This is a genomic window from Chryseobacterium camelliae, assembly GCF_002770595.1.
GTDB classification, from domain to species: Bacteria; Bacteroidota; Bacteroidia; order Flavobacteriales; family Weeksellaceae; genus Chryseobacterium; species Chryseobacterium camelliae.
Genome location: NZ_CP022986.1, coordinates 3,109,001 through 3,126,142, shown reverse-complemented (window position 1 = coordinate 3,126,142; position 17,142 = coordinate 3,109,001). Strand labels below are relative to the sequence as shown.

Annotated in this window: 12 protein-coding genes; 7 read left to right on the top strand and 5 right to left on the bottom strand. The window is 38.3% G+C overall.

All coding sequences use genetic code 11. The features are described from left to right. Positions 1–54 precede the first annotated feature (54 nt). From CGB83_RS14440 to rimP, 5 genes are all read right to left on the bottom strand, one after another. Positions 55–1,704, bottom strand: a complete 1,650-nt coding sequence (locus tag CGB83_RS14440; RefSeq protein ID WP_100076440.1) for a RagB/SusD family nutrient uptake outer membrane protein — start codon at positions 1,702–1,704, stop codon at positions 55–57. A 12-nt stretch (positions 1,705–1,716) separates the two neighbouring features. Next, the gene (locus CGB83_RS14435; protein WP_100076439.1) at positions 1,717–4,572 is read right to left on the bottom strand and encodes a SusC/RagA family TonB-linked outer membrane protein; all 2,856 of its coding nucleotides are present in this window, start codon (positions 4,570–4,572) and stop codon (positions 1,717–1,719) included. A gap of 312 nt (positions 4,573–4,884) precedes the next feature. Continuing rightward, entirely contained in the window at positions 4,885–7,821 is a 2,937-nt protein-coding gene (gene infB, locus CGB83_RS14430; RefSeq protein ID WP_100076438.1) for a translation initiation factor IF-2, read from the bottom strand. Positions 7,822–7,897: 76 nt separating this feature from the next. Then, on the bottom strand, positions 7,898–9,133 hold the full coding sequence (gene nusA / locus CGB83_RS14425; protein ID WP_100076437.1) for a transcription termination factor NusA: 1,236 nt from the start codon (positions 9,131–9,133) through the stop codon (positions 7,898–7,900). Between the two features lie 15 nt (positions 9,134–9,148). Further along, positions 9,149–9,616 (bottom strand): ribosome assembly cofactor RimP, encoded by a 468-nt coding sequence (rimP, locus tag CGB83_RS14420; RefSeq protein WP_100076436.1) that lies wholly within the window; start codon positions 9,614–9,616, stop codon positions 9,149–9,151. 218 nt (positions 9,617–9,834) lie between these two features. Here rimP and CGB83_RS14415 point away from each other — a divergent pair, with 218 nt between their 5' ends. The 7 genes from CGB83_RS14415 (at position 9,835) to CGB83_RS14385 (ending at position 17,141) form a co-directional block, all read left to right on the top strand. Next, a complete protein-coding gene (locus tag CGB83_RS14415; RefSeq protein WP_100076435.1) occupies positions 9,835–11,148 on the top strand; it encodes a UDP-glucose dehydrogenase family protein in 1,314 nt (437 codons plus the stop codon). 4 nt (positions 11,149–11,152) lie between these two features. Then, a complete protein-coding gene (gene rfbB / locus CGB83_RS14410) occupies positions 11,153–12,232 on the top strand; it encodes a dTDP-glucose 4,6-dehydratase (RefSeq protein ID WP_100076434.1) in 1,080 nt (359 codons plus the stop codon). Positions 12,233–12,246: 14 nt separating this feature from the next. Continuing rightward, positions 12,247–13,110: a glucose-1-phosphate thymidylyltransferase RfbA gene (gene rfbA / locus CGB83_RS14405; protein WP_100076433.1), complete on the top strand. Its 864-nt coding sequence runs from the start codon at positions 12,247–12,249 to the stop codon at positions 13,108–13,110. A gap of 220 nt (positions 13,111–13,330) precedes the next feature. Continuing rightward, entirely contained in the window at positions 13,331–14,071 is a 741-nt protein-coding gene (locus tag CGB83_RS14400; protein ID WP_157761431.1) for an ABC transporter permease, read from the top strand. Between the two features lies 1 nt (position 14,072). Continuing rightward, entirely contained in the window at positions 14,073–15,299 is a 1,227-nt protein-coding gene (locus tag CGB83_RS14395) for an ABC transporter ATP-binding protein (RefSeq protein ID WP_100076431.1), read from the top strand. Continuing rightward, a complete protein-coding gene (locus CGB83_RS14390; RefSeq protein ID WP_100076430.1) occupies positions 15,283–16,056 on the top strand; it encodes an FkbM family methyltransferase in 774 nt (257 codons plus the stop codon). Before CGB83_RS14395 ends, CGB83_RS14390 begins: the two co-directional genes overlap by 17 nt. Further along, the gene (locus tag CGB83_RS14385; protein WP_100076429.1) at positions 16,056–17,141 is read left to right on the top strand and encodes a DegT/DnrJ/EryC1/StrS family aminotransferase; all 1,086 of its coding nucleotides are present in this window, start codon (positions 16,056–16,058) and stop codon (positions 17,139–17,141) included. Before CGB83_RS14390 ends, CGB83_RS14385 begins: the two co-directional genes overlap by 1 nt. Position 17,142 lies beyond the last annotated feature (1 nt).

The following is a 17,142-nucleotide window of genomic DNA, read 5'->3' as shown; positions in this document are numbered from 1 at the left end:
TGGGGAATAAAAAACCCTGCCAGGAGCAGGGTTTTATTGTGTGTTATTTTTTGATTAATAACCTGTATTTTGCTTAACATTAGGGTTAGCAGAAATTTCCGATAATGGAATAGGTAATGTATATCTGTAATCCCCGTTAGGTAGATTGGAAGTCATTACAATATCATCAGTATTATTTCTATCCATTGTAACACCTGCCTTGTTAGCTAAACGCTTTAAATCAATGTATCTGTGCCCTTCTAAAGCTAATTCAATACGTCTTTCTTTTAAAACATCAGCCCAAGCAGCTTGTGCATTAGTATATACAGGTAATGCCACAGGTGCTCTGAAGTTTCTAGCATCTCTTACACTCTTAATATATCCTGCTGCAGTAGTGAGCTGGCTATTATTAATCGCACATTCAGCTAATATGAAATACATTTCAGAAAGCCTGAATAACTTTAAATCATTTCTTGTATTTGTACCTGCTTTTCCAGGATATTTATCAATAACAAGCCTGTCCGATGTTCTGGTCTGTTGTAAATTATTCGGATATAAACTAGCATAATTTGCATTAGGAGCAGTGGTAGGGTCCCTATTGGTCAGGTATCTGATGTCACCTTTTTCTCCCATATTTACACCTGGTGTAGTACTTCCGAAATTATCTACAAACAAGTTATATAAATTACGTCCCCAGAACCACATTGGTGAACCTGTAAGGCTGGAACTATTCGTATTCCAGTAAGTTCCTACAGCGACACCATTTCCAGTAGCTGCAATACGGCCTAAAGAAAAAATAGATTCTCCTCTGTTCTGATCTACCCACATTTGACGGTATGGATTAAACGAAGTACCTACTGTTGCTGTTGTTTGCCCATAAAAGAAACTGTTCCACGTGCTACCACCAATTGTAGTACCACTTTGGCTGCTGGTAATAGGAGTTGCAGCAGTTAAACCAAAACCTCCGGCTGCGGAAGCATTTACAACAGCTTCTGCATACGTTTTAGCCTGAGCATAATCTCTTTTATATAAGAAGTATCTGGCGGCCATTGCATTAACAGCACTTTTACCAACAAAATACTGGTTTGTACCTTCCGTAGTTAAGGTATTTCTAGCAAAAGTTAAATCTTCTTCAATAAAACTGTAAACATCTGAATTTTTGACCCTTGGAAGCTTAGCATTAAGATCCGGTACATCCTTAAGCAAAATAACACCTAAAGCATTTGGATCTGCCATATCTTCAGAATATAAAGACTCCAACTGAATGTATGAGAAAGCTCTTAATGCTCTAGCCTGGGCAATAATATTGGATAATCTTGTTGCATCTGCAGCACTGGTTGGAACAACTCCTGCAGCACCTCTGATAAGACGGTTAACATGATTGATTACCGCATAATTATTTTGCCAAATATCTGTGGCCTGTGTATTTTGAGAGTTCAGAAAGAAACGGTGTAGGTCAAACTCCTGTCCCCCACTTCCAGAGCCCGGTTTTACCTCGTCTGTAATTACAGCAGAAAGATAAATTGCTGTTCCTGGTTCCATGCTTCCATAAACGTTCCCCATTAAGTAGTTGTATAATGCGTCCGTAGTCGAAAACGGAGTACCGTCATCTTCAACCTGTCCTGGCTGTGGATTAATATCAAGTGCATCATTACAACTCTGCAAAGTACCCAGAGATAATAATAACGAGCCGATTAATGATATATTTAAAACTATTTTTTTCATTTCTATTGATTATTAAAATTGTACGTTAAGTCCTACTGAAACAACTCTTGGGTTTGGATATACACCTTGAGAATATGGTATAATTGGCTCCGGATCGTAGCCTTTCCATTCTGTCCATGTAGCTAAGTTTTCACCCTGAACAAATACTTTAAGCGAAGTAATAGGTAAACCTCTTAATAAATCTTTGTTAAAGTTATATCCAAAAGTTACATTTTTTAAACGGATATAATCTGTTTTGAAAAGGAATCTGTCAGATGATCCTTCTAAGCCAATATTATTAGCTTGTATAGAAGGAATATTTGTATTTGTATTATTCGGTGTCCATGAGTTAAGAATATCTCCTGCGAAATTCATCCCTTGACCTAAAGCACTAGGATCCATCAGATATGAATAGATGTTATCATATTGATATCCTCCTGCCTGATAACTGAATAATACATCTGCAAACCATCCTTTATAATCAGCATTTACACCAAATCCTCCAGTGAATTTCGGAACATATGATTTACCGGTTAATACCTTATCATTTGCTGTAGGTGCTTCAGTAATATTCCCGTTAGCATCTAAGAACTGCTGCTCACCGGTCTGGGCATTTACTCCTACATAATGATACAGGTTCCATTGTCCAATTGGGCCACCTGGAGCCTCTACATTGTCTCCTGAAAGATCAGCTCCTTCAAAGGATAAAATTTTGTTTTTATTGTAAGCACCGTTAGCAAAAATAGAAACGTTATAATCTTTATTCTTCAGAATATTAAAACGTAATGATCCTTCCACACCTTTATTTTCAAGCTCTCCATTATTACCGTTAATGCTATACTGTCCAGTTGCAGCAGATAGTGTAATAGAGTTGAACAGTCGATCAGTAGTTTTTTTGTAAACGTCAAATGTACCTTCTACAAAATTATTGAATAAACCAAAGTCAAGTCCAATATTTGCTTGTGTAACTTTTTCCCATTTAACATTTGGATTACCGATTACTGCAGCATAACCTACCGTGTTCATATATCCTGTACCACTTGATATTAAGTCAGTATATACATTAGTCCCGGTAAATAATGGGTTTCCATTATTGGCCGGCTGAATTAAGTTCTGGTTTCCTGTAGTACCGTAAGAACCTCTAAGCTTCAGAAGTTTTACACTTGATCCTGCAAGGAAATCTTCTTTATCAATATTCCAGCGACCTCCAACTGACCAAAACGTTTCCCAACGATTTTCTTTAGGGAATCTATATGATCCATCTCTTCTTACCGTTCCACTGATCCCGTATTTTCCGGCATAATCATAATCAACTGTACCTACATAAGCTAAAGTACCTGCGTTGATCTTACCAGCCGAAACACTTGGCAAATATAATGAAGGTGTTGAAGGGTTAAATGGGATATAACCTGTTCCTGCTCCGAATGCCCAGTTAAATGGATCTAGTCCGTTCTGGGTATTACTTTTGAATAAGTAGTGTGCTTTAACATAGTCTAAATATCCTGCAACAGTAAGTGAGTGATCACCAAATTTTTTATCTAATGTAATATTCGTTACAGAGTTAACCGTTAAATCCTTAGTATTGGTCATTTGCTCAAAACCACCATACTGTGCACCAGAAGCTCTGGCCACAAGAGCTAAGTATCCGGTAGGATCACGCGCAATATCCCTATCAGATTCTCTGTAATCCATACCTGTCCTGTTACCTACTGATAACCAATCTGTAATTTTATAATTTACATTGGCGTTAGCAAGAATTGAAGTTTCAGTAAATTGGTTTCTAACACCTCCTCTGATAATGTCGGCCAATATCCATCCCGGATAATTCACCCCACTTCCTCCAAGTTGGTTGAACATATCTTGTCCGTTCACAAATGGATACGGTTCTAAATAACTTGGTGTCAATAGAGAACCAAAGAGTGGATTTTGAACAGTGTTATTTTGAATATTTGAATTAGTCTCCTGATCTAACTGATTACGTTTTGAATAGCCCACAGCCAATTGCATTCCAAATGTCAATTTACCATCGTCTGATTTGCCACTTAAATTGTTTCTAAGTGTAAATCGTTTAAAATCTGTCGATCTGAATGTACCTTCACTATCTAAATAACCAATAGAGGTATAATTGTTAATATTCTTACCTCCTGAAGTGATTCCTAAGGTATGCTGCTGCAGCATTCCTGTACGGAAGAATTGTTTATTCCAGTCTGTGTTGGGATATGCTGCTATTTGTTCAGGTGTTAATCCAGCTCCTTCACCTACTCCATACTCATTTTGTAAGTTTAAGAGATCCGTAGAACCTAATACATTATATTTTGTCTTAGGCAATACAGAGAAAGAGGTAAGCACATCATATGTTACCTTTAATCCACTATTAAATCTAGCATTCTTTGTATTGATTACCACAACACCATTAGCCCCTCTGTTTCCATAGATTGATGTAGCTTGTGCATCTTTTAAGACACTTATACTTTCAATATCTTCAGTATTTAAGTTTCTAAACTGTGTAGCAGAAGTAATTAATCCGTCAATAACATATAAAGGATCCGTAGATGCGTTAATGGAAGACATACCTCGAACCATTACATTAATCTTTCCAGATCCTGGAGATCCTGAAGTTGAATTGATGCTTATCCCCGGAGCATTTCCTTGTAAAGAATTTATAAAAGAAATGTTAGGACGATTTTCAAGAGCTTTAGAATCTACAGTAACTGATGCTGCAGTAGATTTAGCTTTAGTACTTTTTTTGCTATATCCGAGAACTACAACCTCTTCGATCTGCTTTTCTGTAGTAGCAGTATCTCTATTTCTCTTAGTTGTTTGTGCAAAAGCCGCCTGTCCTACAAAGAACAATACTCCAGCACTCAATACACTTAGTTTAACATTCATATTAACAAATTTTAATATATTTAATGGGCAAATATGTTAATAAATTTTAACACTAACAAGTTTTAGAATGTTAAGAATTAAAAAAATATCTATTTTACTCAAAATCAGCACTGACTGAAATAATAGAATAATCAAAAAAAAATTCATTATTATCTCTTTTTTTATCAAAAAAACACATGCTAAATTTTATTTAAGAAAAAAAAATAATTATAAAAATTACTATTTAGAACCATTACAAATTATTTTGACTTTAAGAAATAAAAAAAACTGCCTTATTCTAGGCAGTTTTTTTATGTATTTATTACGATATTACTATTTTAATTTCTTCTTAACAGCAACCTCTTCATACACTTCCAGGATATCTCCTACTTCAATGTCATTATAACCTTTCAGGTTCAGACCACATTCATAACCTTTTGTTACTTCTTTAACATCATCTTTGAAACGCTTCAGGCTTTCCAATTCTCCGTCAAATTTCACAATACCGTCACGTAGGACCCTAACCTTAGAGTTTCTGGCTACTTTTCCTGAAAGAACCATACATCCGGCAATGGTTCCTACCTTAGAGATTTTAAATACTTCTCTGATCTCTACATTACCGATTACCTGTTCTTTAATTTCAGGGGAAAGCATTCCTTCCATGGCTTCTTTCACTTCCTCAATAGCAGCATAGATGACAGAATACGTTCTGATCTCAATTTCTTCCCTGTCTGCAAGTTCTCTGGCGTTACCTCCGGCTCTTACGTTGAACCCGATGATAATAGCATCTGAAGCAGCCGCAAGATTGACATCCGATTCCGTGATAGGACCAACACCTTTATGCAGGATATTAACATTGATTTCAGCAGTGGAAAGTCTCTGCAACTGGTCAGATAACGCTTCTACGGAACCGTCAACGTCACCTTTAAGGATGATATTAAGTTCTTTGAAGTCACCGAGAGCAATCCTTCTACCCAATTCCTCAAGGGTGGTATGCTTTTTAGTCCTGATCGAAAGTTCACGCTGAAGCTGTTCCCTTTTATTGGCAATCGATTTGGCTTCACTTTCATCTTCATATACCTTGAACTTGTCACCGGCAGTCGGAGCTCCGTCAAGACCTAAGATAGTAACCGGAATAGATGGGCCGGCCTCTGAAAGATTTTTGCCTCTTTCATCCAGCATCGCTTTAACTTTACCATGGTTCTTCCCTGCCAATACATAATCACCTACCCTTAAAGTACCTGATTGCACCAACATAGTCGAAACATACCCTCTTCCTTTATCTAATGAAGCTTCAATCACCACACCCTGAGCATTTCTGTCCGGATTGGCTTTCAGCTCCAGTAATTCCGCCTGAAGCAAAACTTTTTCTAACAGCATGTCGATATTGTTCCCGAATTTAGCAGAAATTTCCTGGGACTGTACATTTCCTCCCCATTCTTCCACTAAAATATTCATTCCAGAAAGCTGCTGACGGACATTATCCGGATTAGCACCTGGCTTATCAACCTTATTCAATGCAATGATCATCGGTACACCCGCTGCCTGAGCGTGCGAAATAGCCTCTTTAGTCTGAGGCATCACATCATCATCCGCTGCAATTACGATAATCGCAATATCGGTGATCTGTGCTCCCCTTGCCCTCATCGCGGTAAACGCTTCGTGACCCGGTGTATCAAGGAATGTAATTCTTTGTCCGTTTTCAAGCTTTACGTTGTACGCTCCGATGTGCTGGGTAATTCCTCCGGACTCACCCGCAATTACATTGGTTTTCCTGATGTAATCCAATAAAGAGGTTTTACCGTGGTCAACGTGTCCCATTACCGTTACGATCGGTGCTCTTGATACAAGGTCTTCTTCACTGTCTATGATTTCTTCTGTTTCAGCATCTTCAAGGTCCGCATCAGAGAATTCAATTTTATATCCGAATTCGTCAGCGACAAGCAGTAAAGTATCTGCTTCAAGCCTTTGGTTCATGGTAACCATTACTCCTAATGAGAAGCATGCAGAAATCACCTCAGTAGGGGAAACATTCATCAGACTGGCCAATTCGCCTACGGTAATGAATTCCGTAACCTTCAATGTCCTGTCCTGAGCCTCCAGCTCCTGCTGACGCTCATCCTGCTCCCTACGGAAAGTCCTTTTGTCTTTTCTGTGTTTGGAAGATTTGGATTTACCTCCTTTATTAGTCAGTTTTTCAAGGGTTTCTTTGATCTGGTTTTTAACCTGCTCATCTGTAAGCTCAACAGGCATTACCCTTTGGCCCGGACGGTTGTTCTGGCCTCCTTTCTTGAAGCCTCCCCCCTGACCTGGCGGACGGTTACCCTGGTTGTTCCCGAAACGGTTTCCTCCGCCTGGGCCTCCCTGTCCCTGAGGACGGTTACCAGGCCCGCTATTCTGTCCCTGAGGCCTGTTGTTTCCTCCCTGACCTTGTGGACGGTTGCCCTGGTTGTTATTACCACCCTGGTTATTGCCTGTATTGGGCTGGTTAGAGCCTGGCTTTTCAATTCTTTTTCTTTTCTTTTTAGCTCCTGCCCCTTTCGACTTATCAGCAAACTGACTTAAATCGATTTTTTCTCCTACGATCTTTGGACCATCAAGCTTCTGATATACCGTCTCAATCTTCTGAGGCTCCTGAGATTCAGGCTCTGTCGCAGCAGGTTGTTCCGGTTTAATTTCTACAGGAGCCTGAACAGGTTCCGGCTTCGGGGTTTCCTTTACAGGTTGTTCAGCCGGTTTTTCCTCAGCTTTCTTTTCTTCCACTTTCGGCTTATCTTTTTTAACGGGTCTGTTTCTGGATTCGATCTGGGAAAGATCTATTTTATCCAAGACTTTAAACTCCTGCTTTTCAGGAGCCGGTTTGTTTTCAGAAACAGGTTCAGCTTCTTTTTTCTCTTCCGCTTCAGAAGCGGGAGCTGGTGATGGTGCCGGAGCCTCTTCAGCCTCAGGCTTTTTAGGATCAAGGTCTATCTTTCCGAGAACCTTTGTTTCCGGTTTTATATTAGCTTTAGCTCTTATTACTTCAGGGGTCTTCTTTTCCTCAATTTCCAGCTTCTCTTCCGGAACTTTGGTAATAACCACCTCATGGGATGCTTTACGTTGCTCGCCATCCTTGGCAAACTCAGCCTCCAATGCAGAATATGCCGCTTCTTCTAATTGAGCGTTAGGATTGCTTTCAACCACGAAGCCCCTGGACTGTAAAAATTCTACTAATCTGGACATCGAAATATTGAATTCCTTAACCGCTTTATTTAATCTAATTTTTGGCATCTATTATTTTACTGTTTTTTAATCCTTAAAATTAAAGTATTTCCTTTTTACTAATTATTAAAATTTATTTAAAATCTTAATCTTCAAATTCTTCCCTAAGAATGCGTTTCACATCTTCAATCGTTTCCTCTTCAAGATCTACCATATTCAGCAGGCTTTCGGTATCTTTATCCAATACAGACTTAGCAGTAGTAAGACCTACTTTTCTGAACTCTTCCAATACCCATTCTTCAATGTCATCATTGAATTCTTTCAATTCAACATCATCATCTTCACTGGACTCCCTGTGCACATCAATCTCATAACCTGTCAACCAAGAAGCAAGTCTGATATTCTGTCCCTGTTTTCCAATCACTTTAGAAATTTCCTCCACTGGCGTATAAACCAGGGCATAATTTCCGTTATCGCTGATGTCAATTTTATTGATGGTCACATTCCCTAAAGCTCTTTTTACAAGGATTTCAGGATTTTTAGACCACTGGATGACATCAATATTTTCATTTCTCAACTCTCTTACTACACCATGGATTCTTGACCCCTTCACTCCCACACAGGCTCCTACAGGATCAATCCTGTCATCATAAGCATCCACGGCAATTTTTGCTTTTTCGCCCGGAATCCTTACCACTTTTTTAAGCATGATGGTCCCGTCCTGGATTTCCGGGATTTCAAGCTCCAGAAGTTTTTCCAGGAACTTAGGTGCCGTCCTTGAAATAATAATCTGTGGCTTGGAGCCTTTGAAGTCTACAGTTTCTACAATAGCTCTGATGTTCTCTCCTTTCTTAAAGAAATCGGAAGGAATCTGATTTTCTTTAGGCAGGATGAACTCATTTCCTTCGTCATCAAGCAGGATGACATGCTTATGACGGATATGATGGATTTCACCAACAACAATCTCGCCAATCCTGTCCTTAAACTGTTCATAAAGCATGGCATTATTATGCTCCTGGAGTTTTGTAGCCAGAATCTGCTTTAGTGTAAGGATATTCCTTCTCCCCAGCTGGGCAACAGGAATCTCCATGGTAAAATCTTCCCCAACTTCAAATGTAGGGTCTATTTTCTTAGCTTCGGAGATTTCGATTTCAAGGTCATCATCTTCAGACATTTCATCTTCCACAATAGTTTTATTAAGGAAAATCTGGAAATCTCCTTTATCAGGATTTACAATAACATCAAAGTGATCATCTGAGTCAAATCTTTTTCTTAAAAGAGTTTTCAGTGAATCTTCAATAATCGCCATAAGATCAATCTTACTGATCCCCTTTTCGTCTTTGAAATCACCAAAGGATTCAATCAACGCTATATTATCCATTTATTTTTTTTCTTTTTAAAATTTAATTATTACTAATGACTTTTTTATTTCAGTGTAAGGAATTTCTTGTTCTTCCTCCACATCCACTTTTCCCTTACCGATCTCTTTAGGTTTCCTGTACCGCAGGATAAGGGTAATCTTTTCATCATCCACCCTGGCCAATTCTCCTTCAACTTTAGAAGAGTCATTCAGTATAACCTCAATTTCCCTTCCTATGTTCTTCTGAAACTGTCGTGGCGTTGCCAAAGGCTCGCTTAACCCCGCCGACATTACCTGCAGGCTGAAATCATGCTCCTCACGATCCATATTAAATTCTATAGCCCTGCTCGCATCAAGACAATCCTGAAGGGAAACGCCATTGTCACCATCCAGAATCACGGTAATATCGTCCCCGGCAGAAATTTTAAGATCAATAAGAAATAGATCTTTTCTGTTTTCCAGGAATTCGTTTAATAATTCTTCAATTCTTTGTCTAAACTCCATATGGTATTATAATCATAAATTTACTGTACGAAAAAAGGCTTTCTTCCGAAGGCCTTCCCATGTTTTTCCGTAAATCCAATGCAAATATACGTATTTTTTATAAAAAAGCAAAATATCTTATTATCAGATCAATAAGTTGGGTTTTGTTTATTCAATGTCAAGGCGCATGAAAGTATTTTTATTACTTTTGTCACTGAATTTTTAAAAACCAATACATTTTGAATATAACGATTGTAGGAACAGGTTATGTAGGGTTAGTCACCGGGACTACCCTTGCCGAGCTTGGCAATTCAGTATACTGTGTTGATATTGATGAAAAGAAAGTAGAGGATATGAAAAACGGCATTGTTCCTATTTATGAGCCGAACCTCGAAGAAATGTTCCTGAGAAATATTCAGGCCGAAAGGTTATTCTTTACAACAGATTTAAAGGAAGCCCTTGATAAAAGTGAAGTAGTATATCTGGCATTGCCGACTCCTCCCGGGGAAGACGGTTCTGCAGATCTCTCCTATGTCATTCAAGTGGCCCATAACATCGGTGAAATGATGACGGATTATAAAGTCATTGTGAATAAAAGCACCGTTCCGGTAGGAACAGCTGACCGGGTAAGAGAAGTTATTGCCTCAAAAACCGACATTCCTTTCGATGTGGTTTCCAATCCTGAGTTTTTAAGGGAAGGATTTGCTGTAGAGGATTCCATGAACCCATCACGGGTTGTGGTAGGTGCCAGTTCAGAGAAGGCCAAGAATATTATGGCAACAATATACCAGCCCTTTACCAATACCGGAATTCCGATTATCTTTATGGATGAAAAATCTTCCGAACTCACCAAATATGCAGCAAATTCATTTCTGGCCGTGAAAATCACTTTCATGAATGAAATTGCCAATTACTGTGAAAAAGTTGGCGCTGATGTAGATAAAGTAAGGTTGGGAATGGGAAGTGATGACCGGATCGGGCACCGTTTTCTGTTCCCGGGAATCGGATACGGAGGAAGCTGCTTCCCTAAAGATGTCAAAGCACTGATCAATTCAGGGAAACAGGATCATTTCGAATTCCAGATCCTGAAAGCGACCGAACAGGTCAATTCTCATCAGAAAGTAATCCTTGTTTCTGAAATTGAAAACTATTTCGGAGGAAATATTGAAGGGAAAACCATCGCTGTATGGGGACTGGCCTTCAAAGCGAATACGGATGACATCCGTGAAGCATCTTCATTAGACAACATCAGATTATTACTGGAAAAAGGCGCGAACATTATAGCTTATGATGCCATCGCTGAAAATAATGTCCGTAAAATCCTGGGTGACAAAATTCAGTATGCTAAAAACATGTATGAAGCACTGGACGGTGCAGATGCCCTTTTGATCGCTACGGAATGGCCTGAATTTAAAAACCCTAACTTTGAACTGATGGCTAAAAGAATGAACAACAAAGCAATATTCGACGGAAGGAATATGTACCCTCTGGATATTCCTGCGCAGAATGGATTTTATTATAAAAGTATAGGCAGAAAAACGATTGTAAATTAATCAGATGAAAAATATTATTATAACCGGAGGTGCGGGATTTATTGGATCCCATGTCGTAAGAGAGTTTGTAAAGAGGAATCCTGATATCAAAATTATTAATCTTGATGCCCTTACTTATGCGGGCAATCTGGAGAACCTGAAGGATATCGAAAATGAACCTAATTATGTTTTTGAAAAGGCGGATATTACAAAGCCTGAAGAATTAAGAGCTGTATTTGAAAAATATAATCCTGACGCAGTGGTTCACCTGGCTGCAGAAAGCCATGTCGACCGGAGCATAACGGATCCCATGGCATTTATCAATACCAATGTAAACGGAACAGCAAACCTTCTGAATCTCTGCAAAGAGTTCTGGACGCTGAACCCCGATCATACCCACGGAAGATTTCCTGATGAAAAAAGGGACAATCTTTTTTATCACATTTCCACGGATGAAGTTTACGGAAGCCTGGGAGAAACCGGTTTCTTTTTGGAAACGACGGCATATGACCCACAATCCCCTTATTCTGCGTCAAAAGCAGCCTCGGATCATTTGGTAAGAGCCTATGGCAATACCTACGGAATGCCTTTTATCGTTTCCAACTGTTCCAATAATTACGGGCCCAACCACTTTCCTGAAAAGCTGATCCCGCTCTGCATCTCCAATATCATCAATGAAAGGCCCTTACCTATTTATGGTGACGGCAAATATACGAGAGACTGGCTGTTCGTTATTGATCATGCCAGAGCGATCCAGCAGATTTTTAACGAAGCCAAAACAGGGGAGACCTATAATATCGGTGGCTTTAATGAATGGCAGAATATTGATCTTGTTAAGGAACTTATTAAACAGATGGATGCAAAGCTGAACAGGCCGGAAGGCTATTCGGAAAAGCTGATCACTTTTGTAAAGGACAGGCCGGGACACGATAAGCGTTATGCAATCGATGCCAGCAAACTGAATAAAGACCTGGGATGGAAGCCGTCTGTAACTTTTGAACAGGGACTGGGAAAAACCATCGACTGGTATTTGGAAAACAAAGAGTGGCTGGAGCATGTAACGAATGGTGACTACCAGAAATATTATGAAAACCAATACCATTAAATAAATACACAAAGATGAAAGGTATAATTTTAGCCGGAGGTTCCGGAACCCGACTTTACCCTCTTACCATAGCCGTAAGTAAGCAGTTGATGCCTGTCTATGATAAGCCGATGATCTACTATCCGCTTTCCACTTTATTGCTGGCAGGCATCAGGGATATTCTGATTATTACGACACCACATGACCAGGACGGCTTTGTAAAGCTGCTGGGTGACGGCTCACAGATCGGGTGCAATATAGAATATGTCGTTCAGCCCAGTCCGGACGGATTGGCACAGGCCTTTATCCTCGGAGAACAGTTTATCGGGAATGACGCTGCGGCTCTTGTCCTGGGTGACAATATCTTTTATGGGTCAGAGATGGGCACACTACTTAAAAACAAGACTAATCCTGATGGAGGTGTTGTTTTTGCCTATCATGTTTCAGATCCTGAGCGGTATGGGGTCGTTGAGTTTGATGCAGATCTTAAGGCAGTTTCCATCGAAGAGAAGCCTGCTACTCCAAAATCAAACTATGCGGTACCCGGGCTCTATTTCTACGATAATGAAGTGGTGAACATTGCCAAAAACATTCAGCCTTCAGCCAGAGGCGAGCTGGAAATTACCGATGTTAACAACGTATATCTTAATAAGGGTAAACTTGAGGTAGGTGTCCTGGACAGAGGAACTGCATGGCTGGATACAGGGACCTTTGACTCTTTGAACGATGCTTCGGAATTTGTACGGGTCATTGAGAAAAGGCAGGGATTCAAGATCGGATGCATTGAGGAAATTGCTTTCAGGAATAAATTTATCAACGAAGAAAAGCTGCTTGAAACGGCCAGAAAATATGGCAAAAGCGGGTATGGGGAATACCTGAAGCAGCTGGTAAATAAGTAATTGGAAACCTTACGGCAACAATGCTATTTGTCTGCTGTAGATTGTCTATGATATGCTTTGGGAGCATATCATGGATTTTCAGAGAAGCCTGTTATTCGTTTAACTTTAAAAATTTATTTTGAAAACCACCGTATATACTTCTGATAAAAAGACTCATTTTTTTCAGGAACTCAAAGCTATTTACCATAATATAAGATCATCAAATTTTTTGGCGTACCAGATGGCGAAAAGGGATCTGCAGTCTCAATACAGACAATCCTATTTAGGCTTTTTCTGGGCCTTTGCTCCCATTATCACGAATTCTCTTGTATGGATCTTCCTAAACAGCTCAGGCACTGTAAACGTCAATGCAGAGAGCAGCATTCCCTATATTGCATTTGTTATTATTGGCACCACCTTATGGAGTATCTTTACCGAGACTCTTATGACACCGCTTACTTCTGTTAATGGTGCAAGAGCCATCCTTTCCAAAATCAACTTTCCCAAGGAAGCACTTTTAATATCAGGACTGTATAAAATGCTTTTCAACCTCGTGCTTAAAATGATTCTTGTTGCATTTATTCTGCTGCTTTACGGTATAAAACCCGGAGAGGTTATCTTATTTTTCCCATTTGTGCTGTGTATAATTATTCTGTTTTCATTCAGCATAGGACTGATACTTGCTCCTATCGGACTGATATACACCGACATCGGCAAGCTTCTGACAACGGCAACATCCTTCATCATGTATATTACTCCGGTGGTATATGCTGTTCCGAGGCAGGGTTTATTTAAGAAGCTGTTTGAATTTAATCCGTTAACTTATATGTTTAATGATGCCAGAAACAGCCTGATCAACTTACCGCTTGATCATGCATTATATTTGACCGTTACAACGGCGGTTAGTTTTGTCATCATGTTAACAGGGCTGGTTATTTTCAGAAAATCCATGCCGATCATCATTGAAAAAATAGCTGGCTAATATGGAAAACCAGGAAAAAGAAATATTGGTATCTGTACAGAATGTATCCAAGAAATTTTCTATGGATATGAAATCTTCATTGAAATACGGTGCTCTGGATATTATCAAAAGTACATTTGGGATTGCTATAAAAAAGGATCTCCGTCCTAAAGAATTCTGGGCTGTAAAAGATATCAGCTTTACACTCAGAAGAGGAGAATGCATAGGATTGATAGGGCACAATGGCGCAGGTAAAAGCACGCTGCTGAAGATTCTGAATGGTTTATACGCTCCTGATAAAGGACAGATCGTTATGAAAGGAAAAATCGGTGCACTTATTGAGTTAGGGGCCGGATTTAATCCCATTCTGACAGGCAGGGAAAACATCTATAATAATGCCTCCATTCTAGGCTTCACCAAGAAAGATGTTGAAGAGAAGATGGATTCCATCATTGAATTTTCTGAAATCGAACAATTCATCGACATGCCGGTTCAAAATTATTCTTCAGGCATGAAAGTGAGGCTTGGATTTGCCATCGCCGCACATCTTGAGCCCGACATCTTAATTATTGATGAGGTTCTGGCAGTTGGTGACCTAGGGTTTGTTTTAAAATGTTTTAAAAAAATTGACGAATTGCTTCCCAATACCGCCTTAATTTTTGTTTCGCACAGTATGCCGATGGTTTCCAGAATTTGTAATGAAATTATACTGATGGATCATGGAAGTGCTATATTTCAAGGTAAAGAAGTCGGAAAAGGAATTGATCTGTATTATGACATGTTTAAAACTAATGATAACAGTGAAATTGTTTTTGATTCTGGAGATTTGAAACTTATTAATTCGTGCATTTTAAATATCGAAAAACGGGATACTCTTTACCCACTTGAGTGGAATTCTGACTTTACATTGGAAATTGAAGTGGAAAATATAAATCTTGAAAAAATTCCGTATATTTCGTTTGCTGTATATGATAAAGAACAACGTGGTATTGCCGAAATATTCCCTGATAATCAAAACATTACAACCACTTTTTTAAAAGGTGAAAAACGGAAATTCCTTTTTGATATTAAAAATTTCAATTTTTCAAAGGGTATATATTCTATTACTATTAATTTCAGTAAAACCCCGAAAACCGATATACTTTATAAAGAACATCGTGTTATTAATATTGTTATATCGAATACTGATCAAATCTGGACTTCAATCTTAATTAATTCAAAACTTACAAATAATGAAAACAATTATTAGTAACCTAGCAAAAAAGATGGGTTACAAAATCATAAAAAACTCTACCTTTGAGAAAAGAACTGCTCCCAAAACAACAACTATTGAAACCAAAGAAGACTTATTAGATACTTTTTATAATAATTTAAAAAAAGCTAATTTTTATCCGTCTTTTATAGTTGACATTGGCGCTAATACAGGAACATGGACTAGAGAATTCTTACAGCATTTCCCTGATTCAAACATCGTAATGATTGAACCTCAGGAGAGACTCAGCCCATATTTTAAGGATTTATTAAATGAAAAAGTTTCTTACCTACCCGTAGGAGTTGGTAATAAAAACGATATTTTAAAATTTACAATTGTTGAGCGAGATGATAGCTGTTCTTTCATCTATTCTGAAGAAGAAGCAAAAAAAATGGGATTTCAGCAGATCGAAGTACCTATTAAAACACTTAATACGATTATAAAAGAAAATGATTATCCTATTCCAGATCTGATTAAAATTGATGCAGAAGGTTTGGATTTAGATGTTATAAAAGGTGCTTCTGATTTTTATAATAAAACAGAAGTTTTTATGGTTGAAGCAGCTGTATGTAATGATTTATATGAAAATACAGTATCACAAGTTGTAAAGCTTATGGATGAGTGTGGATATAAAATGTACGATATCACTGATCTTAACAGACCATTCCCGAATACACCTGTTTTGTGGCTAATCGAAATAGCCTTTGTAAGAAAAAATGGCAGACTTATAAATAGTATAAATATTCATAAGTAATGATACCTGTAACAAAACCCTTCCTTCCTCCTCAGGAAGAGTATCAAAAATATCTAGAAGGCATCTGGAAAAGAAACTGGCTTACCAATATGGGGCCTCTAGCAAGTCAGCTGGAAATGGAACTGAAAGATCGTTTAAAAGTTAATCATTTGCTTTTCGTGACCAATGGAACTGTTGCCATACAGATGGCTTTAAAAGCTTTAGATATAAAAGGCGAAGTTATTACGACACCCTTCTCCTTTGTAGCTACTACAAGTTGTATTTTTTGGGAAGGGTGTACACCTGTGTTCGTAGATATTGATCCGAAATCTTTGAACATTGATCCTGCTAAAATCGAAGAAGCTATTACTGAAAATACAACAGCTATTTTAGCCACCCATGTGTATGGAAATCCATGTGATGTTGAAGCTATCGACCATATTGCTAGAAAACATAATCTTAAAGTTATTTATGATGCAGCACATGCCTTTGGAGTAAATGTTAATGGAAAATCTATTTTCAGTTACGGAGATATTTCTACCTGTTCGTTACATGCCACAAAGCTCTATCACTCTATTGAAGGAGGGCTCATGATTACAAAAGATCCGGACCTTTTAAAGAAAATAGCGTCAGTAAGAAATTTTGGGATTGCAAGTTTTGATACATTTTCAAATCTAGGTATTAATGGAAAAAATTCCGAGTTTCATGCGGCAATGGGATTAGCAAACTTACCTTACATTGATAAAATTCATCATAAAAGAAAATCTCTTGCAGAGCTTTATGACAAAAGATTATTGAATGTATTAAAAGCAACAAGACCTGTATGGCATAAAGAATCTCATGAGAACTATGCTTACTATCCTATTATAGCAGAAAGTGAAGAATTATTAATTAAACTTAAAACAGAGTTAGATAAGCAGCAGATTTTTACAAGAAGATACTTCTACCCTAGCCTTGCTTCATCTTTGCCTTATCTGCCAAAATTAGAACTTTCTATTACGGAAGATATTTCAAAAAGAGTACTATGTCTGCCTTTATATTATGATTTAACATTTGAGGAAGTTGAGTATATTTCAAGAGTCATTTTAAGAATTCAAAATAACTAAT